This is a genomic window from Pseudoxanthomonas sp. (assembly GCF_002863005.1).
GTDB lineage: Bacteria > Pseudomonadota > Gammaproteobacteria > Xanthomonadales > Xanthomonadaceae > Pseudoxanthomonas_A.
In genome coordinates this window covers 232,255-254,494 of the sequence record NZ_PKDG01000015.1, presented here as the reverse complement: position 1 = coordinate 254,494, position 22,240 = coordinate 232,255, and the positions used below count along the sequence as shown (strand labels likewise).

Here is a 22,240-nt window from a genome sequence, read left to right as displayed (position 1 = left end):
CAGGCGATGCCGGCGCGGGACATCAGCCTTCGCCGCTGCGCGGGATCGCGAAACGATAGCCGCGGCCGCGCACGGTCTCGATCGGCTTCAGCTCGCCATCGGGATCCAGCTTCTTGCGCAGGCGGCCGATGAACACTTCCAGCACGTTCGAGTCGCGATCGAAGTCCTGCTGGTAGATGTGCTCGGTCAGGTCGGCCTTCGAGACCAGCTCGCCGGCATGCATCATCAGGTATTCGAGCACCTTGTACTCGTAGCTGGTCAGGTCGACATTGCTGCCGTTGACGCTGACCGTCTGCGCAGCGAGGTCGAGCGCGACCGGTCCGCACTCCAGCGTCGGCTTGCTCCAGCCCGCCGCCCGGCGCAACAACGCGTTGACGCGCGCCAGCAGTTCTTCCACATGGAACGGCTTGACCAGATAGTCGTCGGCACCCTGCTTCAGGCCTTCCACCTTGTCCTGCCAGCTGGAACGCGCCGTCAGGATCAGCACGGGGAATTTCTTGCCTTCATCGCGCAGCGCCTTGATCAGCTCCATGCCCGACATCTTGGGCAGGCCGAGATCGATGATGCCCACGTCGAACGGCACTTCGCGGCCCATGTAGAGGCCCTCTTCGCCGTCCTGGGCCGCGTCCACCGCGAAGCCTTCGCGCTTGAGGCGCGCGGCAAGGGTTTCACGCAGGGGGGCTTCGTCTTCGACCAGCAGGATACGCATGGACTCTCCTTGGGAATGCGGCGCGGCAGCGGGCCGCGCGGGACGTGCTCTGTTGAGCCTGGATTCTACGTAAGACTACGGGCGCGGGGGGTTATCGCCGCGTGCAGGCTGCGGAGGCGGCGCAAGGTCGCGACGCGGACGAACGGGAGAGTCTGCGTCGCGGCGCGACGCCCCTCGGTCGTCCTGGGTTTCCGTGCGCACGCGACCACGCTCGTCGATGTACTTGACGCGCGTGACATCGCGGCCGTCGTACTGCATGCGCTCCACGCTCAACACCTGATTGCCCGATTCACTGCGCACGCGGCGCACCGAATCGGACATGGAATTGCGGTGGCCCCGGTCATCGCTGCGCGGAAAGCCGCGCTCGCGGGGCGGTGGACCGTCGTTGCGGCCACGCTCGTCCTGCGCCTGCACCGCATGGGTGCCGGCGAGGGCGGCGAGGACCGCCAGGGCAAGGGCGGCGAGGGTCGGGGCACGAAAACGCATAACGGAATCGTAACGGAAGTGGGGTCGCGAAACTGAACGAAACCCGAAACCGCCTCTGGAGAATGGAAGCGCAGTCTTGGTCCGCGGCAGTGAATCGGTTCTGAATTTATCCACAGGGCAACGCCCCGCATTCAGCCAGCTGAATCGTCAGAAAACCTCGGCAACACAACACCTTAGCGAACCGCCGCCTGCTTCTATCGCGTCCAGCGCCACGCTATGCACCGCCAGTCCCGCGGCGGCCAGACGCGCCAGCGAGGAGGGACGGAGGGCTGCATATGCACGCCGGCTCATCCAGACCCTGCCCTCGGTCAGCGAGATGGCATTGCCGGCGAAGGCCGCCTGCTCCGCCGCATCCAATTCGACCACCTGATCGGGATACAGCGCGTCCAGTGCGGCCACCAGCCCAGGGGACACCAACCCCTCTTGGTGCACCAGCGCGACCCGGCCGGCCAGCACCGCCAACACCACGTTGGTGTGGTACTCGCCGGGAGCCAGGTCGAACGTCAAGGTGGCACGCAGTCCGAACGCCTCGTGCATCCTCGCCGCCCCTGTTTCGTCGCAGCGTTCGGACAACCCGCAGAACCCGATCCCGCGCGCGCGGTCGATGACCAGCGCGCCCGTCAGTTCGCAGGGATGCGGTTGGGTGGACAGATCGATCTCGGCATAACCCAGGGCGTCGCGGAAGAAGCGACGGATGTCCGCGCGTTCCGCCTCGCGCCGGCGGACTTCGTGGCGCATGCGGCCGACGATCAGCCTCGGTTCCCCGCCGACGCGCGCGGTGGCGAACACGTTGTTGGGAAACACCGCATCCGGTGTCGCATCGTCGCCGGGGAAGCAGATCACGGGCACGTCCTGCGCCAACGCGCGATGCAGCGCGTGATGCTCGTGCAGCGCGGCATCCGCGTCGAAGGCCTCGGCGCCCGCCATGTACCGGTTGTCCTGCGCGGACTGCTCGGCGCGCATGAATCCATCCGGCGACACGAGGAACGCGGCACGCGCCGTGGCGGGCCCGACGTCCGGCGCCAGCGTGCGCGCATGCGCGACGAACTCGGCGACGTCGCGCGTGATCATGCTCAGGCCGCCGGCCGCAGTTCGCGCACGGTCGCCGCCAGCGCCTGCTCCACCAGCGACCAGTCCGCACCGGGCTTGTGCGCGCCTTCGCTGAGGATCTGCCGGAACGCGCGCCCACCCTGCTGCGCATGGAACAACCCCAGCACGTGACGCGTCAGGTGCTTCAGCGCCACGCCCTTCGCCAGCTGCGCTTCGACATACGGACGCCATGCGCGCAGCAGGTCCGCGCGGGGCGCGATGTCGCCACCGAACAAGGCCGCCTGCATTTCATGCAGAACATAGGGCTCGTGATACGCGGCGCGGCCGATCATCACGCCATCGCTGTGCTGCAGGTGCTCGTGCACCTGCGCGGTCGTGGTGATGCCGCCGTTGATCGCCACCGTCAGCGCCGGCCGCTCGCGCTTGAGCCGGTACGCCCAGTCGTAACGCAGCGGCGGTATCTCGCGGTTCTCCTTGGGCGACAGCCCTTGCAGCCACGCCTTGCGCGCATGCACGAAGAACGTGTTGCAACCGGTGGCCGCGACCGTATCGATGAAGGCGAGGAAGAGGTCGTAGTCTTCCTGCTCGTCCACACCGAGACGGCACTTCACCGTCACCGGAATGCTCACGGCCTCGATCATCGCCGCCACGCACTCGGCCACCAGCGCGGGTTCCCTCATCAGGCAGGCACCGAACCGCCCCGCCTGCACGCGGTCGGACGGGCAGCCGACGTTGAGGTTCACTTCGTCGTAGCCCCATTCCTGCGCGATGCGCGCGGCCTGCGCCAGGTGCGCCGGCTCGCTGCCGCCCAGCTGCACCGCCACGGGATGCTCACCTGCATCGAACCCCAGCAGGCGATCGCGGTCGCCATGGATCACCGCCTGCGCATGCACCATCTCGGTGTACAGGCGCGCGTTCGGCGCCAAAAGCCGGTGGAACACGCGGCAGTGCGTGTCCGTCCAGTCCATCATCGGGGCGACGGAGAGGCGGAGTTTGTCGTGGTGGATGGAGTGCATATCGGCATTTTACCCGTGACCACCCCCCGGAATCCCGCTGCCCTGAGCAGTCCTGCATTCTCGCACCCAGGAGCGGACATCGGGCCGGGAGGCCGCTCTTGAAACGGCCTCGAACCGGAGAGACTGATCCCTTCGTCCGATATCCGCCGATATACTCCTTCCCGGCAGCCAAGGGGATGGATGTGCACAAGCGGTCGGGAGCGATATTGATGCTGGTGGCCAGCAGCGCTTGCGCTGGCGCGCTCTGGATTTCGAACGGTCTAGCCGACGTCGCACATTGGCCCTTCGGCCTGTGGGCCAACACTCCGGCAAGGGCGCTGTCCGATGCCAGCGCGGATGAACAGGAAGAGGCCGTCATTCCCTCTACCTTTGTTTACCGCCCCTCAGGCCCTTGGATCAGCGTTCCGGCAGGTCGTTCGAATGCAGGTCCTCACGGGCCTGCGAGCATTCCCTTCGCGTCGATGCCCCCGATGTCGCTGACCCGCCCTTCTTACTCGCTGTCGGCACCGGCATTCATGACGGATCCCGCATCCACCCAAGCGCGTGCCATCGCCGTAGGCGATGTTTCCGGTGATGGACGGGACGATCTTGTGTTCCTGTCCCTTCGCTATGCGCCCAACATGGCCGACAGTCGCATGGAGATCTACACCGCCTACCAGCGCAGCGATGGCCAGCTAGAGGCGGCCGTCAAGATCGCGGAATCCGGCGTCAATCTCGCCTACCAGCTCCTGATTGCAGACCTCGACGGCGATGGTGTCGGCGACATCATCACCGACACCGCCAATGGCGTCATGGTGCTGCGCTCAAACGCCGATGGCACCTTTGCGTCGAGCACGGTCGTTGTCGGCGACCCCTACAACCTTGTCGTGACGGACGTCGACCGCGACGGTTACCTCGACATTCTGGTCGACACGAGCAACACGTCGGCCACTGTCGTTCACGGAGACGGACTCGGTGGCATCGCCGGCACGTCGACACTGCCGCTACCTTCCTCTGCCGTCCGAACGACAGGCGATGTCACGGGGGATGGCTTGGACGACCTTATCCTCGCCACGATATTCAACAGTCCGCTGCAGGAGTTCCGGATTTACCCCGCACTTGCAACAGGGGGGTATGCCCCCCCTGTGGTGCTCCATCGCCCGATCGACGCCAATCAAACGGCGTCACTCGCTGTCGGCGACTTCAACGCGGACGGACGCAACGATTTGGTCCTGGATGAAGCCAGAACTGGCGCAAGCATGCACCTCTATATCCAGGATTCGCAGGGCAATTTCGCATCGAGCATGGAAATTCCAAGGCAAAGTGGTGCCAGTGGTAATTCGCTCATCGCGACCGACCTCAACCGTGACGGCAGGACCGATCTGGCTATCGCACACAGCGGGTGGGGCTACATCGGTTACTACCTGCAAACGGATACGTTACTCACACCTGAAACTATCGTTGACGCATACCAGTTCTTGGGTCGGCACAACTACTTCGCGACTGGCGACATCAACCATGACGGGTGTGGTGATTTGGTGATCTCACGGTGGACTCAATCCCCCGTGCTGCTGTACGGCCAGGGATGCGCACCTCCTCGTGTTGTCGCCTGCTGCTCTCAGCCGAGAGCCATAGAGGATTCGGCTTCTAGCGCTGCGCGATCGGCATCTCCACTCACCCTCCCCAGCCACAGTGCCGACGCCAACGCCGACGGGGGCACGGCAGGAGACGCTGACCCACGCCTTGGACGCAATGCGCGCCGTGTTCCTGCTACGCCTGCATCCATGCCGCCGAACCAGAACTCCATACCGATTCTAGATCCTTAGTTTCATACCCGCATCACCTGCAACGAGTACCTCAGGTCGCAGCAACAAACCGCAACCCCACCCCAGGCTCCGTCGCGATATACCTTGGCGCTGTCGCGTCATCACCCAGCTTCTGCCGCAGCTTGCCGACGAGAATGCGCAGGTAATGCGTGTCCTCCTGGTGGGTGGGGCCCCAGAGTTCGCGCAGCAGTTGCGGTTGGGTGACCACGCGGCCGGGGTGTTGCAGCAGCAGGGCGAGCAGGGCGAATTCCTTGCGACTCAGCACCACGGGTTCGCCGTCCAGCGTCACTTCGCGGCGACCGAGGTCGACGTGCAGGTGGCCGTCGTCGAACAGCGGCATGGCCGCATCGCTGGCGGCGATGCGCGTGCGCAGCAGGCCGCGGATACGCGCCATCAGCTCCTGCACGCCGAACGGTTTGGTGACGTAGTCGTTCGCGCCGCCATCGAGCGCGGCGACTTTCTCCGCTTCGCCGTCGCGCACGGTCAGCATGATGACCGGCACCTGCGACCATTGCCGCAGTTCGCGCAGTACCTCGTGGCCGTCCAGATCGGGCAGGCCGATGTCCAGCACCACCAGGTCGGCACCCTGCGCCGCCAGCTCGGCCAGTCCGGCATGTCCGCTCTCGACCAGCGCCACCACATAGCCCTGCGCGCGCAGGCTGATGTCGAGGAACCGCCGGATCTGCGGCTCGTCGTCGATCACCAGGATGCGGGCCGGCGGTGCGGACGCGGGGGGTGGCGCGGTGTAGGTCAAGCCGGTGCCTGTGGTGCGGGAGTGAGCAGCGGCAGGGTAATCCGGATCACCGTGCCGCGGCCATCCGGCCCGGGCAGCGCCTGCACGCTGCCGCCGTGCGCGCCCACCATGCCCTGGCAGATCGCCAGTCCCAGACCGGTGCCGTGGCGGCCACGGTCGCCGCGCTCCACGCTGTAGAACATGTCGAAGATGCGCGCGCGCTCGTCTTCCGGAATACCGGGTCCCCGGTCGCGCACGTCGATGCGCAAGGCACCGTCGATCAACTTCGCGTCGACCTGCACCGGTTCGCCCGGCGGCGAGAACTTCGCGGCGTTCTCCAGCACGTTGAATACAGCCTGCTCGATCAGGGCCGGATGCACCCAGATCGTCGGCACGTCCGCGGCGATCATGGTCTGCACGCGCACGTCCGGCTGGTAACGCTGCAGGCGCGAGACCGCCGAGCCGAGCAGTTCGTCCACGCCGATCCAGTCGCGGTTGAGCGTCAATCCGCTATGGCCCAGCCGCGTCATGTCGAGCAGGTTCTGGATGTAGCGGTCCAGCCGCTCGCCTTCCTGCTGGATGGTGTCGAGCAGGCTGCGTCGATCGCCTTCGCTGATCGCACTCCAGTAGCTGGCCAAGCTGCTGGCCGAACCGATCATCGAGGCCAGCGGCGAGCGCAGGTCGTGCGACACCGACGACAGCAGCGCCGACCGCAGGCGTTCAGTCTCGCCACTGACGCGCGCGTCTTCCAGCTCCGTCACCAGCCGCGTGCGCACCACCGCCTGCGCGATGTCTTCCGTCATCGCTTCCGCCAGCCGCCGCTGCTCCGGCAGCAGGCGGGCGGCGTCCTCGAAACGCAGCCCCACCACCCCGAGGCTGCCGCGGTCGCCGCGCAGCGGCAGGAACCAGCGCGCCGCGCCCGCCAGCGTGTCGGTATGGCGTCCGGTCGGTTGTCCGTGCTGCTGCGCCCAGTCGCTGGCGGCACGGTCGATCTCGCTCAGCGTGGCGTCGACGGGCTCTTCGCGCCCCTGCACGCGCAGCCAGGCATCGGCGCCGAGTGCGCGCTCCAACGCCTTGCGGCCGGCGACCAGCACCTGGCCCAGGTCGGCGGCGCCGGCCAGGTCGCGGCCCAGGGCCTGCAATGCCGTGGCCTGCGCATTGGCCGCACGCAGCGCGACCACCTGCATGCGCAGGCGCGAGGCCAGGCGTCCTGCAACGAGGGCCGCCACCAGGAACAGGAACACCGTGGCCACACCTTGGCGCGCGCCGATGTTGAAGGTGAAGCGCGGCTCGATGAAGAAGAAGTTGTAGGCCAGGAAGCTCAGCAGCGCGGCCACCACGGCGGCGGTCATGCGCGTGCGCGCGGCCACCAGCACCACCGCCACGATGAAGACCATCGACAGATCTTCCAGCCCGACCCAGCGCTCGGCCAGCCAGGCGACGCCCACTGACAGGACCGAGGCCGTCGCCGCGAAGCCCAGCTCCTCCCGGGGCAGCCAGCCGTTCGGACCGGCACTGCCACGGCGCGAACGCGCGCGCGCTTCCGGCGTGCTGATGATGACCAGCTCGTAGTGCGCGCCGCGCTGCAGGATCTGCTGGGTCAGCGTGCGGTTGATCATGCGCGCGAACGGCCGTTCGCGCGTACGCCCCAGCACCAGCGTGGAGGCTCCGCTCTGGGTCGCATGATCGAGCAGCGCATCGGGAATGCGCGCACCGCGCAGCACCTCGGTGTCCGCACCCAACCGGCGTGCCAGCGCGAAGGCCTGGTCGATCTCGCGCTGCTGCGCGTCGTCCACCGTGTTCGACACCTGCACGGTCACCACGCTCCACGGTGCATCGCGCCGTTCGGCGATGCGGCGCGCGGCACGCACCAGGTACTCGGACTGACCCCGCCCGTCGATCGCCACCAGCACGCGACGGCGAAGCGGCATGCCGGGCAGGCCACGCGCAGCCTGGTCTTCGCGCAGGTCGGCGTCGACGCGGTCGGCCGCCGTCTGCATGGCCAGTTCGCGCAATGCGATCAGGTTGGAGGGCGAGAAGAAGGCCTGCAACGCCTGCGACGCCTGTTCCGGCAGGTACACCTTGCCCTGGTGCAGGCGTTCGATCAGTTCGCGCGGCGGCAGGTCCACCAGCACGATGTCGCGCAGCCGGTCGAACACGGCGTCCGGCACGGTTTCGCTGACGCGCACGCCGGTGATCCGGTGGACGACATCATTGAGGCTCTCCAGGTGCTGGATGTTGATCGTGGTGTGGACGTCGATGCCGGCATCGAGCAGTTCGATCACGTCCTGCCAGCGGCGCTCGTGGCGGCTGCCCGGCGCGTTGCGGTGGGCGAGTTCGTCCACCAGCGCGATCTGCGGGCGACGCGCCAGCAGCGCGTCCAGGTCCATCTCCTCCAGCCAACGACCTTGGTAGGCCACGCGCTTGCGCGGCAGGATGTCCAAGCCTTCGGTCAGCGCGGCGGTCTCGCCGCGCCCGTGCGTCTCCACGATCCCCACCACCACGTCGCGGCCCTGGCGACGCAGCTCGCGCGCCCGCGACAGCATGGTGTAGGTCTTGCCGACCCCGGGCGCGGCGCCCAGGAAGATCGTCAGCCGCCCACCCTGCTCACGCTGCAGGTGGTCGATCAGGGCATCGGCCTGGCGGTGGCGGGCGTCGGTCATCGCACTATTCTGCCTGTTGTCGTGTCACGTCGAGAGGGTGTCGGCGTTGGGGAGGGCGTCGTCGAAGAAAATTTCCTCGATGGCGAGGCAGAACCGCCTTGCGCGCGAAGAAGATCTCCCTGCCGGCGCACCTGTTTGGTTCGATGGCATCGCCAGTCCCCTCGTCGTCTCACCCAAAAGCCTCGACCCTCCGACCCTTCGCGGTTCGACGTCGATGAAGTTCGCCTCGTCATGACAGCTTCGAGCCTCTCGCGCGAACGAATTTTCCTCGTCGTCTCACCTTGGAACTTTGTGCATTGAAGAAAATTTCCCTTGTGCGCCAGCTTCCGAACCTCGTGAACGAGGCGACGCGCTCTGACAGCGCACCTTTCTGGTTCAGTCGCAGGACGACAAGTACCGCACAGAGGTGATCGATCACCACAGGCCTCTCCCTTCTCCCCGCGCGCGGGGAGAAGGTGCCCGGAGGGCGGATGCGGGGCGAACGAAGCCAGTGCGTTCTCGGACCACCGAATCCCTCCGCGCACGACGACAGGGCATCACACCGCTCGATGCATCACGCGACGACACAGCCCCGCGGCGCCGTCGCCCCTCACCCGCCTTCGGCACCCTCTCCCCGCAGGCGGGGAGAGGGAAACAACCGTACCGCGTCGCGTGATGATTCCCCTGCTGCCCGCAAGAGCTGCGAAGGACGAAGATCATCCCGCGGCTACATTGCGCGCCAGCGCCACGATGACCAAGGCGTAGCCGGCCGCGGCCGCGAACAGCGCGGCACGGAGCACCAGCGCTCGTCGCCGGGCGCCGACGCGTCGCTGGTGGCCCGCCAGACCTTTGGGACATAGGTCGTGATCCATGGGGATTACTCCGGCTTTCGCACGCCATCGAGGGCGAGGTTGAGTTCCAGCACGTTGACGCGCGCAGCGCCCAGCAGGCCGAATTGCGGGGCCTCGGTATGCGCGGCGACCAGGCGCTCGACCTCGCTGACCGGCAGGCCGCGTACGCTGGCGACACGGGCGATCTGGAGCTGGATGGCGGCCGGCGACAGGTGCGGATCGATGCCGCCGCCGGACTGGGTGACCAGATCGCTGGGCACCGCGTCGGGCGCTACGCCTTCGCGCGTGGCGATAGCGGTGCGGGCCTCGTCAAGGCGCGCACGCAGGTCGGGGTTGGTGCGCGCCTGGTTGCTGCCGGCCAGCGCCATCACGTCGTACTTCGCGGCGGAAGGGCGCGACTGGAAATAGCGATCGTCGGTGAACGGCTGGGCGACCAGCGACGAGCCGATCACCTTGCCGTCGCGTTCGATCAGGCTGCCGCCGGCCTGGTGCGGGAACAACAACGAACCCAGGCCGGCACCTGCCAGCGAGTACAGCAGGCCGAAGCCGAGCAACGCCACGCCGGCCAGCACGAGGGCCGGGCGCCATACGGGCGCGGCGGCGACGGAAGAAGCGGAAGGAGTATTCATGGGAAATCCTCAGGCACCGGTGACGGCGGCCAGCAACAGGTCGATGAGCTTGATGGCGGCGAACGGCAACAGCACGCCGCCGACGCCGTAGACCAGCATGTTCCGGCGCAGCAGCGCGGTGGCGCCGGCCGGGCGGAAGCGCACGCCGCGCAGGGCCAGCGGGATCAGCAGCGGGATGATGATGGCGTTGAAGATCAGCGCCGCGATCACCGCGTTGGTCGGGCTGGACAGCTGCATCACGTTGAGCGCCCCCATGGAAGGGATCGCCGCGGCGAACAGCGCCGGCAGGATCGCGAAGTACTTCGACACGTCGTTGGCCAGCGAGAACGTGGTCAGCGCGCCGCGCGTGATCAGCTGTTGCTTGCCGACTTCGACGACCTCCAGCAACTTGGCCGGGTCGGAGTCGAGATCGACCATGTTGCCCGCCTCCTTCGCCGCCTGCGTGCCGGAATTCATCGCCAGGCCCACGTCGGCCTGCGCCAGCGCCGGCGCGTCGTTGGTGCCGTCGCCGACCATCGCGACCAGGCGGCCACCGGCCTGTTCCTGGCGGATGCGCGCCAGCTTGTCTTCGGGGCGCGCCTCGGCGATGTAGTCGTCCACGCCGGCTTCGGCGGCGATGGCGGCGGCGGTCAACGGGTTGTCGCCGGTGATCATCACCGTGCGGATGCCCATGGCACGCATATGGGCGAACTTCTCCTTGATGCCGTGCTTGACCACGTCGGAGAGTTCCACCACGCCGAGCACGTGGTTGCCGTCGCTGACGACCAGCGGCGTGGCGCCATTGCGGGCGACCTGCTCGACGCGCGCGGTGAGTTCGGCAGGCGCGCTGCCGCCCAGCGCCTGCACATGCTTCAGGATCGCGTCCATCGCACCCTTGCGGATGACACGGACGTGGCCGCGGCCATCGTCAGGAAGATCCACGCCGGACATGCGGGTCTGCGCGGTGAAGGCGATGAACTGCGCACGCTCGGGATCGGCCGGGGTAGCGCCCTGCTCGCGCGCCAGCTTCACGATCGACTTGCCTTCCGGCGTGGGATCGGCCAGCGAGGACAGCATGGCGGCGTCGCGCAGCTGCTCGCGGTCGATGCCGGCCAGCGGATGGAACAGCGTGGCCTGGCGGTCGCCGTGGGTGATGGTGCCGGTCTTGTCGAGCAGCAGCACGTCGACGTCGCCGGCCACTTCCACCGCCTTGCCCGACTTGGCCAGCACGTTGGCCGCCAGCGCGCGGTTCATGCCGGCAATGCCGATGGCCGGCAGCAGGCCGCCGATGGTGGTGGGAATCAGACAGACCAGCAGCGCGACCAGCAGCAGCGGATCGAGCTTCGCACCCACGAAGCCCGCGATGAAGGGCAGCGTGACCACGACGATCAGGAACGTCAGCGTCATCGTCAGCAGCAGCAGGCCCAGCGCGATCTCGTTCGGCGTCTTCTGCCGGTTGGCGCCTTCGACCAGCGAGATCATGCGGTCCAGGAAACTGTGGCCGGGCTCGGCGGTGATCTTCACCACGATCTCGTCGGAGAGCACCTTGGTGCCGCCGATCACGCCGCTGCGGTCGGTGCCGGCTTCGCGCAGCACCGGGGCGGATTCGCCGGTGACGGCGGACTCGTTGATCGTGGCCAGGCCCTTGACGATCTCGCCGTCGGCCGGGATCTGTTCGCCGGCGGACACGATGACGTAGTCACCGGGCCTCAGGTCGGCCGCGGGGATGCGCCGCTCGGCACCGCCCAGCGGCGTGTCGATGCGGCGTGCGACGAGATCCTTGCGGGCGCGCCGCAGCGACGCCGCCTGGCCGCGGCCGCGCGCTTCGGCGACGGCTTCGGCGAAGTTGGCGAACAGCACGGTGACGAACAGCAACGCGGTGACCGACCAGCCGATGCCGGGCGCCGTGGTGCCGGCGAGTGTCAGCCCGGCGGTCAGCAGCGTGCCCAGCCAGACCACGGCCATGACCGGGTTCTTGAAGGCGTGCTGCGGGGCCAGCTTGGTGAAGGAGCCGATGACGGCAGCACGGAAGCCCGCGCTGTCGAGCAGGGCCGGCGCACGGCCGGCGGAGCGTGAGGAGGAAGGAGTCATGTCGGTGTTCTCAGAGCGCGCTCAGGGCCAGGTGGTCGGCGATCGGGCCGAGGACCAGCACGGGCATGAACTGCAGCAGGGTCAGGATGGCGACCACAGCGATCAGGGTGAGCGCGAAGGTCGGGGTTTCCACCTGGAGGGTGCCGGGGCCTTCGGGCGTGGCGCGCTTGCGCGCCAGCGAACCGGCGATGGCCAGCGGGATGATCAGCGCGGGGTAACGGCCGAGCGCCAGCATCAGCGACGCGCTGAGGTTCCACCAGTACGTCGCATCGCCCAGGCCCTCGAAGCCGGAACCGTTGTTGGCGAACGCCGAGACATACTCGTAGAACACTTGGCTGATGCCGTGGAACTCCGGATTGGAATTGCCGGTGATGGACGGCACGGCCAGCGTGATCGCGGTGAAGGCCAGCAGCGCCAGCGGTTGCAGCAATACCAGCGCGGCCAACAGCTTCACTTCATGCGCTTCGATCTTGCGACCGAACAGCTCGGGTGTGCGGCCGGTCATCAGGCCGGCGAGGAACACGCTGAGCAGCAGGTAGACGAGGAACTGCTGCAGGCCGCAGCCGATGCCGCCCCAGATACTGTTCACCAGCATGTTGCTGATCGTCACCAGGCCGGTCAGCGGCGCCAACGAGTCGTGCATCGCGTTGACCGAGCCGTTCGAGGTCTGCGTGGTCAGTGCGCTCCACAACGCGGACGGTGCGGCACCGAAGCGCACTTCCTTGCCTTCCATCAGCGCGATGTCGCTCGATGTGGCGGAATAGCTCTCCGACCACACGGCCGCACCGGTCGAGATCACCGACATGGTCAGCATGGTGCCGAACACGAGCGCGGTGAATTTCCTGCGGCCGGTGAAGCCGCTCACCATGAAGGCGATGCTGACCGGGATCAGGATGAGGGCCAGCGTCTCCAGCAGGTTGGAGAACGGGGTGGGGTTCTCCAGCGACACGGCGCTGTTGGGGCCATACCAACCGCCGCCGTTGGTGCCGAGCTGCTTCACCGCGACCATCGGCGAGACCGGGCCCAAGGGAATCTTCTGCTCGGGCATCTCCGCGCTCGCGTCGATCGGGGTGGCAACCGGACCGCCGTCCCACGTGGCCGGCACGCCCTGGCTGGTCAGCGCCAGCGACCACACCAGGCACAGCGGCAGCAGGAAGCGCACGGTCGGACGGATGACATCGGCCCAGTAGTTGCCGACATCGGCTTCACCGTTCGTGGTGGTGTCCGTCGTTGCAGCGCTCTTCCCACGCCCGCCGAACAGGCCGCGCAAGGTGGCCGCGACCAGGGCCAGCCCCATCATCGGCGTGATCACCTGCAGGCCGACGATCGCGCTGGCATGCGCCAGGTACGACAGCTGCGCCTGGCCGGAGTAGTGCTGCTGGTTGGTGTTGGTGAGGAACGACACCATCGTGTGCAGCGCCAGGTCCCAACGCATGTTGGGGATGCCGTTGGGATTGAGTGGCAGCCAGGCCTGGGTCATCAGGACGAGCCACACGATCACGCCCAGCACCAGGTTGCTGAGCAGGAAGGCCTTGGCATAGCCCTTCCAGCCCATGCCGCGCGAAGGGTCGACGCCGAGCAGTGCGTAGAGGGGGCGTTCGACCAGGCCGAACAGCCGGTCGCCCCGCATCGGGGCACCGCGCATCACCGCGGCGAGGTAGCGGCCGAGCGGCCAGCCCAGCGCGATCGCGAGCGCGAACACAAGGAGGAATTCAGTCATGGGAGTCATCCATCGGCGCGCGTTCGCGCCGCGTGATCAGCAGGAACAGAAGACCGGCGCCGGCGAGCAAGCCCGTCAGCGCCAGCAACATGCAGAGGAAGGACGCGAGCACGGTCGCCGTCAGAACGACGCTTGCAGCGCCGCTTCCACGCGCGAGCCGGCCAGGCCCGGGAACAGGGTCTTGGCACTGCTGTCGGTGGCGTGCGCGGTGACGCGCAGTTCGAACGGCGCCTTGAACGCCCACACCGCACCGAGCTGCGCATGCGCGTAGCTGTCGTCGTAGGCGTCGTCCAGCCAGTAATAACCGGCGGCGGCTTCCAGGCGCACCTGTTCGCTCAGGGGGAACCTGGCGCCGAGCTGTGCGTAGGCGCCGGCTTCATCCGTCGCGAGCGCTTCGGGGGAGTAGCCCAGCTGCGCCCAGTAGTTCTGCTTCCAGGTCAGCGTACCGATGGCCTCGGTCCAGTTGAGGTCGACGGTGGTGGACGGATAGCGGTAGTGGGTCAGGTTGAGGTCGAGCGCCCAGTCGTCGGACAGGGTGCCGCCCCAGCCGAGGGTGACGTCGATTTCACTGCTGGCCTTCGTTTCCGGTGCGAACTCGACGTTCGAGCCCCACACCGCGCCATACAGGCCGCTGTCGGCCGTAGCCTTGAAGCCGGCCTGCACGGCCGGGTCGCCCTGCGTCTGGGTGGTGCCGCGCCAGACGTAATCGGTGGTGAGCGCACCGGAGCCGTTGAAGGTGGCGGCCTGCGCGGCGGACGCCATGGCCAGCAGCAGGCCGGCGGCGACGGAGGAAACGACGAACGCAGGCATGCGCCGGCGCGAAGCGGAGGAGATGAAAGACATGAATGCGATCCAGGCGGAAGACGTTCCGCCGACCGCGAAAGTCTGGTCCTGCCCCGCGTAAAGCCGCCATGCGCTTCCCGCGCACCGCCGTAAATTCGGCGTAAAGCCGCGCGCCCTGCCTCAGCCCGCGTTGCGTGCCTGCGGTGACGGCGTGCCGAGCACGTGCTCCGCATCCTGGTCGAACACGGGCGCGGCAAACGGCGCCGGACCCGGCGTGCGCCCGAACGCGATGGGCCGGGTGACGCCACGGTAGCTGCCGACAACGGGATGCGCGATCTCCGCCACCATGTCTTCGGCCAGCACCTGCGGATGCTCGAACATGTCCTCGACGCGTCGCGCCGCGGCACAGGGCACCTCGTCGCCGAAGTGCGCTTCCCACTCCGTCGCGGTGCGCGCCTGCAGCGCGTCGTGCAGTTGCGGGACGATCTCGGCGGCCTGCGCGGCGCGCTTGCGCACGCTGTCGTAGCGCGGATCGTCGGCCAAGGCGTCCAGGCCGGTCAGGCGGCACAGCGCCTTCCAGAAGCGCGGCGTATTGGCGGAGAGATACAGATAGCCCTCGCGCGCCGGGTGGATGCCGGTGACGCCGCCGGAGCGCATGTCGCGGCCGATGTCGAGCGCTTCGCCTTCTGCCCAGATCATCCGGGCTGACTGCATGGTCAGCGCGCTGCGCAACAGCGACACGCCGACGAACTGCCCGCGCCCGCTGCGTTCGCGTTCGTACAGCGCCGACGACACGCCGGCAGCGAGCAGCGCCGCCGCGTAGTAGTCCACCACCGAGCCGTAGATGATTTCCGGCGCACCGCCGCGCTTGCCCTGCAGCGTGCACATGCCGGTCATGGTCTGCAGCACCTGGTCGTAACCGGCCTTGTCCTTCATCGGGCCGGTCTCGCCGTAGCCGGTCACCGCGCAGTAGATCAGCCGCGGGTTGATCACCGTCAGGCTGTCGAAATCGATGCCCAGCCGCTTCGGCACGCTGGGACGGAAGTTGTGCACCAGCACATCGGCCTCGCGTACCAGGCGCAGCAGCGCGGCGTGGTCGGCCGGCTGCTTGAGATCGAGCGCGATGCCCTGCTTGCTGCGATTCACGCCGAGGAAGGCGCGGCTCTCGCGCTCCAGGGTGGATGGGTACTGGCGCAGGTTGTCGCCATCGGGCGGCTCGACCTTGATCACGTCGGCGCCCTGGTCGGCCAGCAGCGTGCAGCCGTAAGGGCCGGCGATGTAGGCGCTGAGGTCGAGCACCTTCACTCCGCTCAGCGGACCGGCGGGGCCCGTGCGCAGGCGCGAACGGAAGGGAGACGGATTGTCCATGGAAGAGGGCTCCTTCAGCCGCCGCCGCAACGGCGATGGCCAGTCTGTGCCACGGCGCGGGCGCGATACAGCCAGCGACCGTAGCTTCTGCTGCCACAAATTCTTGCGAGCGCGCAGGCGGTCATGGCGGCGGCAGCGCCAGCCAGGTCAGGCGCCAGGCGCCGTCGTGCCGCCCACCGGCGCGGTAGTACGGCCAGAACAGCAGCGGCGGCCGGCTCGCGGGCTGCAGCGAAATGGCCTCGCCCTCCTCGCCGTCGGTCACCGGCAGCACCTGCAGCCAGTCGTCCTGCGGGCCGTCGGGCAGACGGACGGTCTCCTCCGTCTTGAAGCCGTCGATCAGGTCGGTGGCGTAGGCCAGCGGGCCGCGCGTGAGCCCGACGTAATGCAGGTCCAGCACCTGCTGGTGGACTGCCGAGCCGTCCGGCGCGCGCGATTCCTGCACGTTGCGCAGCACCTGCCGGTGCAGGGTCGGCCGCAGCGGGAAGGCCAGTTGCACGTGGTCGTCGGAACGCCACAGGCGGCGCAGGACGAGGAAAGCGCCGGGGACGACCGCGGCCTCCACGGGCTCGCCATTGACCGACACCGTGGCGCCCTCGGCCCAGGATGGAATGCGCAACTGCAGGTCGAACGTCGCGTCGCGCTGGGGATGGACGTCCAACGACACCTCACCATCGAACGGATACGCGGTGTGCTGGCGCAGCACCACCGTCCCGGCCTGTGGGTGCGCCAGGCGCGCTTCGCCGGGCCCGTAGAGCTGCACGCGGACGGTGTCGCCCTCGACGGCATACGCCAGTGACGGCAGTTCCTCCACCGCCATCGCGCCGCTGGACTTGCAGCAGCGCCAGTAGGTGGTGTGCACGCGCCGCCCGTTCGGGAACGAGTAGTAACACCAGTCCTCGCCATCCGGCGCCTGCGCGCCGAGCAGGTCGTTGTACGCGGTGCGCTCGATCTCTTCGGCGAAGCGCGCTTCGCCGGTGAGCTGCAGCAGCTCGCGGTTGAACTGGATCCACGACAGCAGCGAGCAGGTTTCCACGTAGGCATTCGGGCTGAAGCTGCCGCGTGCGTTGAACACTTCCCGCGAGCGATGGGCGACGCCGCCCCATGGCCCGCCGCCCAGGGTCAGGTGGTGCTCGCGGATGTTCTGCCAGATGCGCTCCAGCGTGTCGCGCAGGGCGGCGTCACCGGTGGCGCGGCACAGCTTCACCAGCGCGACCAGGTTCCAGAGCAGCTGGTAGGCCTTGCCGGTGGCGATCTCGGACGCATCGGCGCCGGCCTCGAGCGCCGGCAGCAGGCGCAGCGCCGGATGCGCGTTCGCCTGCTCCAGCACGCGCTGGGCGAGCGCGAGGAAGCGCGGCTCCGCGGTTTCGGCATGCAACTCCAGCGCGGCATCCATCAGCACCGTGGCCGACATGCCGTGGTGGTTGCCCAGCGTGGTGATGTCGATGCCGGACGCCAGCGCCTGCGCGCACAGGTCGGCGATGCGCGCGGCGGCTTGCGTATAGCGCGGGTCCTGCAGGGCGCGCGCCGTCTCGACCAGGCCGAGGATCAGGTAGGCGTGCACCCAGATGTCCCAGGTGCGCAGCGCGGGCGCGCCGTCCCAGCTGGGCGGCTTCGGCGGCTGCGGATGGATGAAGCGGCGCTCTTCCGCGTAGGTACCCAGGTAGCCGTCGGCTTCCTGCACGGAGAGCAGGTAGTCGGCGACCGCGCGCAGGTGCGCGCCCAGCGTCGCATCGCCGCTGCGCCCGTAAGCGCGGGCGGCGGCCGACAGCCATTTGCCGGCGTGTTCGCCGTACCAGTCGCCCTCGGTGTTGCGCGCGCGGTGCTCGGGCGAGAACAGCGCGATGGCGGGGCTGTCCGGCGCGGTGATGAAGTGCGAGAGGCGGCCGCGCAGGTTGGCCTCGAGGGCTGCGCCGAGGAGGCCGCCAAGCACGATCGACGAGGACGCAGGGAAAGCGGCCGTCGTCATGCCGCATCCGCCACGCAACGGAAACCGATGCGGCCGGATCGGTCCTTGCCCGGCGCCATCAGCAGCAGCTTGCCGTGCTGGTCCAGCCGCTTGGCCTGGGGGAAGTACCAGTGCGACGTGCGCGGCTCGTAATCGCTGCCGCCGCGCACGATGGCCGCGCGCGTGTGCTCGTCGTGGAATTCATCCGTCCACTGCCAGACATGGCCGACCAGGTCCATCACGCCGAACGGACTGGCGCCCGCAGGACAGGCACCCACGTCGGCGGGCGGGGGCAGCACGCGGCCGCGGAACACCGGCGGCGCGGCATCGTCTCGCCAGGCATCGCCCCACGGATACAGGCGACCGTCCGTGCCCTGTGCGGCGTACTGCCATTCCCAGCCGTGCGGCAGGCGCTTGCCCGCCCATGCGGCATAGGCACGCGCATCTTCCAGCGACACCCAGGTGACCGGCTTGTTCTCCCAGCCCGCCTGCGGTGCGCCATCGCGCCAGTCGCGGAGGAAATTCAGCGCATCGCGTGGCGCATAGCCGGTGGCATCGATGAAGGCCTTGAAATGTTCGTTCGTCACCAGGTGCCGATCGATGTGGAACGCCGCGACCTGCATGCGCTGGCGATGGTGGCGGCGCGCGGTCGGTTCCCACGGGAACTGCACGTCCACGCCCTCCCACACCTGCCCTTCGATCTCGATACCCTGCACGGCGAACAGGAACTCTCCGGCGGGGATCGTCACCATGCCGTCCGGTGCCGTGGCCTGCGGCGTGGTCGCGGCGATCGGCTGCAAGGTCTGCGGCAGTGCGGTCCATCGTGCGGACAAAGACGCCAGCAGCGTCGCCGCGTGCTCCGCCATCTGCGCCAGGAAGGCATTCAGGCCTTCTTCCTCCACGCCCGCCCGCAACGCCAGCAGCGCGCCGAAGCCACGGCCTTCCAGGGTCGTCTCCAGGATCGCGTGGCCGTCGATGATGCGCGGCTGCAGTACCGTGCCATTCCACAGGTCTACATAGCGCGTGCCGTCGACATGCGGCACGGCAAGTTGCTCACCGGCGATCGTGTACTCGTGGCGGTTGACCAGCGTCCACAGCGTGCGGCCTTCGCCCGGGAAGCGGCTGGCGAAGATGCCGGCCTGCAGCGTGCGCTCGTATGGGCGCCAGTCCAGGCTGACCAGCAACGGCGCGAAGCGGCGGTAGATCGTGGCGATGCGGCGCAGCGAGGCGGCATCGCGCGGGGTCAGCTGGTTCCACAGTCCCCACACGTTCTCCCACGCGTTGTAACCCACGCCATTGAAGAAGATGTACTGCAGGTCGTGGTTGCGGTCGCGGCCCCAGCGGTTCTCGTAGTTGATCATGTGGCGCGGTTCCAGCCACTTGAACTTCGCCACCGGCGGCACGACTTCGTTCGGCGCCTTCTTGCCCCAGCTCTGCACGTTCCAGATCAGGTGTTCTTCGGCGCTGATCGTGGATTCCGGCTGCACGACCACCGGATGGCCGAGCGCATCGCAGGCATCGAAGAACGCGCGCGGCACGCCGTTGTAGGTGTCGCCGTTGATGCCGTCCGCACCGACCGCCTTGACGATCTGTGCAATGGCCTGCCAGTCCGGCGCGCCTTCGTCGCGGGTACCGTTGTCCCACGGCATCGTGGTGAGGAACACGCGCACACCGCGGCGGTGGAAATCGTCGACCGCGCCGCGCAGCGCCTCCAGCCCGCCCGGCAGGCTGCGCGCCAGGTCGAACTGGTTGCGGTCGTCCACGCCGATGTTGGGATACACGCACCACAGCAGCACGCTGTCCAGGCCGCCGAAGCGCGCTTCCAGATCATCGAGGTAGCGGTCGACGGTGTAGCGGCCGGCGACGGGATCGTAGAGGTAGCGGTCCTCGACCATCACCTGCGCATGCACGAAGTTGCGCTGCGCCCATTGCAGTTCCGGCCGGCGGTAGTTGGCGTCGTCGTAACCGATGCGCGTGAGGTGCTCGTGCCGCCAGTCCTTCAGCTCGGCGACCCAGTCGTCGGCCGAGGCGTTGGCATCGATCTTCCACTGGCCGATGTCGGCGAACGGCCAGCCCGGCGCCTTGCCCGGCGTGGGCAGGTAGCGCTGCGTGGTGACGTGGGAAAACTTGTATTCGGTCTTCACCACGTACGTGTCGTCGTGACCAGCGGCATCATGGGAATCGGGGGACGTGGGCGTGCTCATGGGGAGATCTTGGATCGGGACGATGGATCAGTCGCGGGGAAGGCCGCAGTAAGCCGCCAGGGCGGCCTGCTGCGAGGGTGCGTCGACATGCCCGGCGAGCCAGGCTTCGACTTCCGGGCGCGCCGGGATGCTGGTCTGCGCGCCCAGCCGGGTGCAGGCGAGCGCGGAGGCCGCGCTGGCGAAGCGTAGCGCGTCCGCCAGCCCGGCATGCTCGGCCAAGCGGGCGGCCAATGCGCCGCAGAACGTATCGCCGGCCGCGGTCGTATCCACGGCGTCGATCGGGAACGCGGGTTGCAGGAAGATTTCACCGCCGCGCCGCGCGAAACAACCGCGGGCGCCAAGGGTCACGATCACGCAGGGCACCGGCAGGCGCGCCGCCTGCGCGGCCACGGAACCTTCGCCGGCCAGCGTGGCCAGTTCGCCTTCGTTGACGACCAGTACGTCGACGCTGTCGAGCAGGCCCGCGGGCAACGGGGTGGCGGGTGCGGCATTCAACACCACCCGAACGCCGGCCTCGCGGGCAAGCCGGGCGTAGCTGGCCACGCTGTCCAGCGGTGTTTCCAGCTGCAGGAGCAGATGGCTGATGCCGCGCAGCGAAGGAAGATGGTGCGGCCTCAATCCCGCGTTGGCGCCCGGCGCGACGGTGATCGCGTTCTCCGCGTCGTCGGACAGGCAGATGAAGGCGGTGCCGCTGGCGGTATCCGGCACGCGCACGATGTGCGTGGACACGTCGGCGTCGGCAAGGGCGGCTTCGAGCACCACCGCGTACGGATCGTCACCGAGCGCGAGCAGCATGCGGGTCGGCACACCGCCGGCACGCGCACTGGCGACGGCCTGGTTGGCGCCCTTGCCGCCCGGAAACGTCGCGAACTCACGACCCAATACGGTCTCGCCCGGCGCCGGCACATGCGCCGCACGCACGACGAAATCGAGATTGGCCGATCCCGCCACCAGCACGCCGCCATGACCGCGACTCATGGCGACACCGCCGAATAGACCGCGCGATAGAACGGCGTGGCCAGCTTGGGCAACGGAGGCGCCCCGTCGGTGGGCAGGTGCTGCGACAGCAGCAGGATCACCAGCCCGCGCTCGCGGTCGATGGTGAAGTACGTGGAAGCGGCGCCGGACCAGCCGAACTGTCCGCGCGATCCGGGACGCGTACTGATCGCCGGATCGGTGACGACATACCCGCCCAGGCCGAAGCCTTCACCCGGCTCGGGTGCGGGCACCGGAGGATCGAAGCCGGCGAGCTGGTCGGACATCATCATCGCCACGGTGTCTTCGCGTAGCAGGCGCACGCCCTCGAGCGTGCCGCCGTCGGCCAGCATCCGCGCGAAGCGCAGGTAGTCGGCGGCGGTGGAATAGAGGCCACCGGCACCGCTCGTGTAGGGGCGCAGGCGGACGCCGGGTTTGCGCGCAGACGGTGTGTCGGCCAACACGCGCTGGCCTTCGGCATTGCGCGTGGTCAGCGCCATGATGCGACCACGCTGCGCCGCAGGCACTTCGAAGCCGGTGTCGTGCAGGGCGAGCGGCACGAAGATGCGCGTTCGCAGGAAGGTCTCGAACGATTGACCGCTGGCGACTTCGATCACACGCGCCAGCACTTCGGTGTTGACGCCGTCGTAGCGGAAACGCGTGCCCGGCTCGGTGGCGAGCGGCGCGCGTGCGACGCGGTCGGCATAGCCGGCGAGGTCCGTGGCTTCTTCCGGCGCCTGCGCCTGCAGCAGGGCGGATGCCACGCGGATGTCGTCACCGCCCGTGGCAAAACCGGCGGTGTGCGTGAGCAGGTGCCGCACGGTCAGCGGGCGCTGCACCGGCACGAGCGCGGGCGCCTCCACGCTGCCGCCCGCGACCCGCTGCAGACCCGCGAATTCGGGCAGATAGGTCGCCACCGGGGCATCGAGGTGCAGCCTGCCCTGTTCGACCAGCATCAATGCCGCCACCGAGGTGACGGGCTTGGTCATGGAATAGATACGGAAGATCGCGTCATCGCGCAGCGGTTGCAGGCCTTGCAGGTCGGCATGGCCAAACGCACCTCGGTAGACCACCGTGCCGTGATCGGCGACCACGGCGACGGCGCCCAGGTATCCGGCATCGCCGGTGTCGCGGGTAAGCAGCGCATCCATGGGCGCACGGGGCAGCGGCGGCGGAGCGGCCGTCGCGCAGGCGGCGAGCGAGAGCATGAGGACCATCCAGAGCCCGCGCCGCCCAGGAGAGGGGGCGGCGCGG

17 protein-coding genes are annotated in these 22,240 nt (G+C 68.3%); 1 reads left to right on the top strand and 16 read right to left on the bottom strand.

All coding sequences use genetic code 11. The annotated features are described in order from the left end of the window. Positions 1–22: 22 nt before the first annotated feature. From CYU89_RS06085 to dusA, 4 genes are all read right to left on the bottom strand, one after another. The gene (locus tag CYU89_RS06085; protein ID WP_055937106.1) at positions 23–709 is read right to left on the bottom strand and encodes a response regulator transcription factor; all 687 of its coding nucleotides are present in this window, start codon (positions 707–709) and stop codon (positions 23–25) included. Positions 710–784: 75 nt separating this feature from the next. Next, positions 785–1,195, bottom strand: coding sequence for a hypothetical protein (locus tag CYU89_RS06080; protein ID WP_296279384.1), 411 nt, complete (start codon positions 1,193–1,195; stop codon positions 785–787). Positions 1,196–1,342: 147 nt separating this feature from the next. After that, positions 1,343–2,266 carry an arginine deiminase-related protein gene (locus CYU89_RS06075; protein WP_296279383.1) on the bottom strand — a complete coding sequence of 308 codons (924 nt, stop codon included), beginning with the start codon at positions 2,264–2,266 and terminating at the stop codon, positions 1,343–1,345. Between the two features lie 2 nt (positions 2,267–2,268). Beyond that, entirely contained in the window at positions 2,269–3,261 is a 993-nt protein-coding gene (gene dusA / locus CYU89_RS06070; RefSeq protein ID WP_296279382.1) for a tRNA dihydrouridine(20/20a) synthase DusA, read from the bottom strand. Between the two features lie 209 nt (positions 3,262–3,470). Here dusA and CYU89_RS06065 point away from each other — a divergent pair, with 209 nt between their 5' ends. After that, the gene (locus CYU89_RS06065) at positions 3,471–5,066 is read left to right on the top strand and encodes a VCBS repeat-containing protein (RefSeq protein ID WP_296279381.1); all 1,596 of its coding nucleotides are present in this window, start codon (positions 3,471–3,473) and stop codon (positions 5,064–5,066) included. 31 nt (positions 5,067–5,097) lie between these two features. Here CYU89_RS06065 and CYU89_RS06060 read toward each other — a convergent pair whose 3' ends face one another. From CYU89_RS06060 to CYU89_RS06005, 12 genes are all read right to left on the bottom strand, one after another. Continuing rightward, positions 5,098–5,820, bottom strand: coding sequence for a response regulator transcription factor (locus CYU89_RS06060; protein ID WP_296279379.1), 723 nt, complete (start codon positions 5,818–5,820; stop codon positions 5,098–5,100). After that, positions 5,817–8,462, bottom strand: a complete 2,646-nt coding sequence (locus CYU89_RS06055; protein ID WP_296279377.1) for a sensor histidine kinase KdpD — start codon at positions 8,460–8,462, stop codon at positions 5,817–5,819. Before CYU89_RS06055 ends, CYU89_RS06060 begins: the two co-directional genes overlap by 4 nt. Positions 8,463–9,157: 695 nt before the next feature. Further along, positions 9,158–9,313, bottom strand: coding sequence for a hypothetical protein (locus CYU89_RS06050; protein WP_296279375.1), 156 nt, complete (start codon positions 9,311–9,313; stop codon positions 9,158–9,160). A gap of 5 nt (positions 9,314–9,318) precedes the next feature. Next, positions 9,319–9,921: a potassium-transporting ATPase subunit KdpC gene (gene kdpC, locus CYU89_RS06045; RefSeq protein WP_296279373.1), complete on the bottom strand. Its 603-nt coding sequence runs from the start codon at positions 9,919–9,921 to the stop codon at positions 9,319–9,321. Positions 9,922–9,930: 9 nt separating this feature from the next. Next, positions 9,931–11,991: a potassium-transporting ATPase subunit KdpB gene (gene kdpB, locus CYU89_RS06040; RefSeq protein WP_296279372.1), complete on the bottom strand. Its 2,061-nt coding sequence runs from the start codon at positions 11,989–11,991 to the stop codon at positions 9,931–9,933. Positions 11,992–12,001: 10 nt separating this feature from the next. Next, complete coding sequence (kdpA, locus tag CYU89_RS06035) at positions 12,002–13,711, bottom strand: potassium-transporting ATPase subunit KdpA (RefSeq protein ID WP_296279370.1); 1,710 nt, start codon at positions 13,709–13,711, stop codon at positions 12,002–12,004. Between the two features lie 120 nt (positions 13,712–13,831). Next, the gene (locus CYU89_RS06030; RefSeq protein WP_296279368.1) at positions 13,832–14,554 is read right to left on the bottom strand and encodes a TorF family putative porin; all 723 of its coding nucleotides are present in this window, start codon (positions 14,552–14,554) and stop codon (positions 13,832–13,834) included. A gap of 120 nt (positions 14,555–14,674) precedes the next feature. Further along, positions 14,675–15,862 carry a CoA transferase gene (locus CYU89_RS06025; RefSeq protein ID WP_296279367.1) on the bottom strand — a complete coding sequence of 396 codons (1,188 nt, stop codon included), beginning with the start codon at positions 15,860–15,862 and terminating at the stop codon, positions 14,675–14,677. Positions 15,863–15,983: 121 nt separating this feature from the next. After that, on the bottom strand, positions 15,984–17,828 hold the full coding sequence (locus CYU89_RS06020; RefSeq protein WP_296279365.1) for a beta-L-arabinofuranosidase domain-containing protein: 1,845 nt from the start codon (positions 17,826–17,828) through the stop codon (positions 15,984–15,986). Further along, positions 17,825–20,011, bottom strand: a complete 2,187-nt coding sequence (locus CYU89_RS06015; protein WP_296279363.1) for an SUMF1/EgtB/PvdO family nonheme iron enzyme — start codon at positions 20,009–20,011, stop codon at positions 17,825–17,827. The genes CYU89_RS06020 and CYU89_RS06015 overlap by 4 nt, the downstream gene beginning before the upstream one ends. Positions 20,012–20,038: 27 nt before the next feature. After that, entirely contained in the window at positions 20,039–20,989 is a 951-nt protein-coding gene (locus CYU89_RS06010) for a ribokinase (protein WP_296279361.1), read from the bottom strand. Next, positions 20,986–22,194 carry a serine hydrolase domain-containing protein gene (locus CYU89_RS06005; RefSeq protein ID WP_296279359.1) on the bottom strand — a complete coding sequence of 403 codons (1,209 nt, stop codon included), beginning with the start codon at positions 22,192–22,194 and terminating at the stop codon, positions 20,986–20,988. Before CYU89_RS06005 ends, CYU89_RS06010 begins: the two co-directional genes overlap by 4 nt. Positions 22,195–22,240 lie beyond the last annotated feature (46 nt).

Bases quoted from the DNA above. Each gene is read 5' to 3' on its own strand.
- CYU89_RS06020 (WP_296279365.1), bottom strand. From the start codon at position 17,828: ATGACGACGGCCGCTTTCCCTGCGTCCTCGTCGATCGTGCTTGGCGGC.
- kdpC (WP_296279373.1), bottom strand. From the start codon at position 9,921: ATGAATACTCCTTCCGCTTCTTCCGTCGCCGCCGCGCCCGTATGGCGC.
- CYU89_RS06050 (WP_296279375.1), bottom strand. From the start codon at position 9,313: ATGGATCACGACCTATGTCCCAAAGGTCTGGCGGGCCACCAGCGACGC.
- CYU89_RS06015 (WP_296279363.1), bottom strand. From the start codon at position 20,011: ATGAGCACGCCCACGTCCCCCGATTCCCATGATGCCGCTGGTCACGAC.
- CYU89_RS06025 (WP_296279367.1), bottom strand. From the start codon at position 15,862: ATGGACAATCCGTCTCCCTTCCGTTCGCGCCTGCGCACGGGCCCCGCC.
- CYU89_RS06010 (WP_296279361.1), bottom strand. From the start codon at position 20,989: ATGAGTCGCGGTCATGGCGGCGTGCTGGTGGCGGGATCGGCCAATCTC.
- CYU89_RS06065 (WP_296279381.1), top strand. From the start codon at position 3,471: ATGCTGGTGGCCAGCAGCGCTTGCGCTGGCGCGCTCTGGATTTCGAAC.
- CYU89_RS06030 (WP_296279368.1), bottom strand. From the start codon at position 14,554: ATGTCTTTCATCTCCTCCGCTTCGCGCCGGCGCATGCCTGCGTTCGTC.
- kdpB (WP_296279372.1), bottom strand. From the start codon at position 11,991: ATGACTCCTTCCTCCTCACGCTCCGCCGGCCGTGCGCCGGCCCTGCTC.
- CYU89_RS06085 (WP_055937106.1), bottom strand. From the start codon at position 709: ATGCGTATCCTGCTGGTCGAAGACGAAGCCCCCCTGCGTGAAACCCTT.
- kdpA (WP_296279370.1), bottom strand. From the start codon at position 13,711: ATGACTGAATTCCTCCTTGTGTTCGCGCTCGCGATCGCGCTGGGCTGG.
- dusA (WP_296279382.1), bottom strand. From the start codon at position 3,261: ATGCACTCCATCCACCACGACAAACTCCGCCTCTCCGTCGCCCCGATG.
- CYU89_RS06080 (WP_296279384.1), bottom strand. From the start codon at position 1,195: ATGCGTTTTCGTGCCCCGACCCTCGCCGCCCTTGCCCTGGCGGTCCTC.
- CYU89_RS06005 (WP_296279359.1), bottom strand. From the start codon at position 22,194: ATGCTCTCGCTCGCCGCCTGCGCGACGGCCGCTCCGCCGCCGCTGCCC.
- CYU89_RS06055 (WP_296279377.1), bottom strand. From the start codon at position 8,462: ATGACCGACGCCCGCCACCGCCAGGCCGATGCCCTGATCGACCACCTG.
- CYU89_RS06075 (WP_296279383.1), bottom strand. From the start codon at position 2,266: ATGATCACGCGCGACGTCGCCGAGTTCGTCGCGCATGCGCGCACGCTG.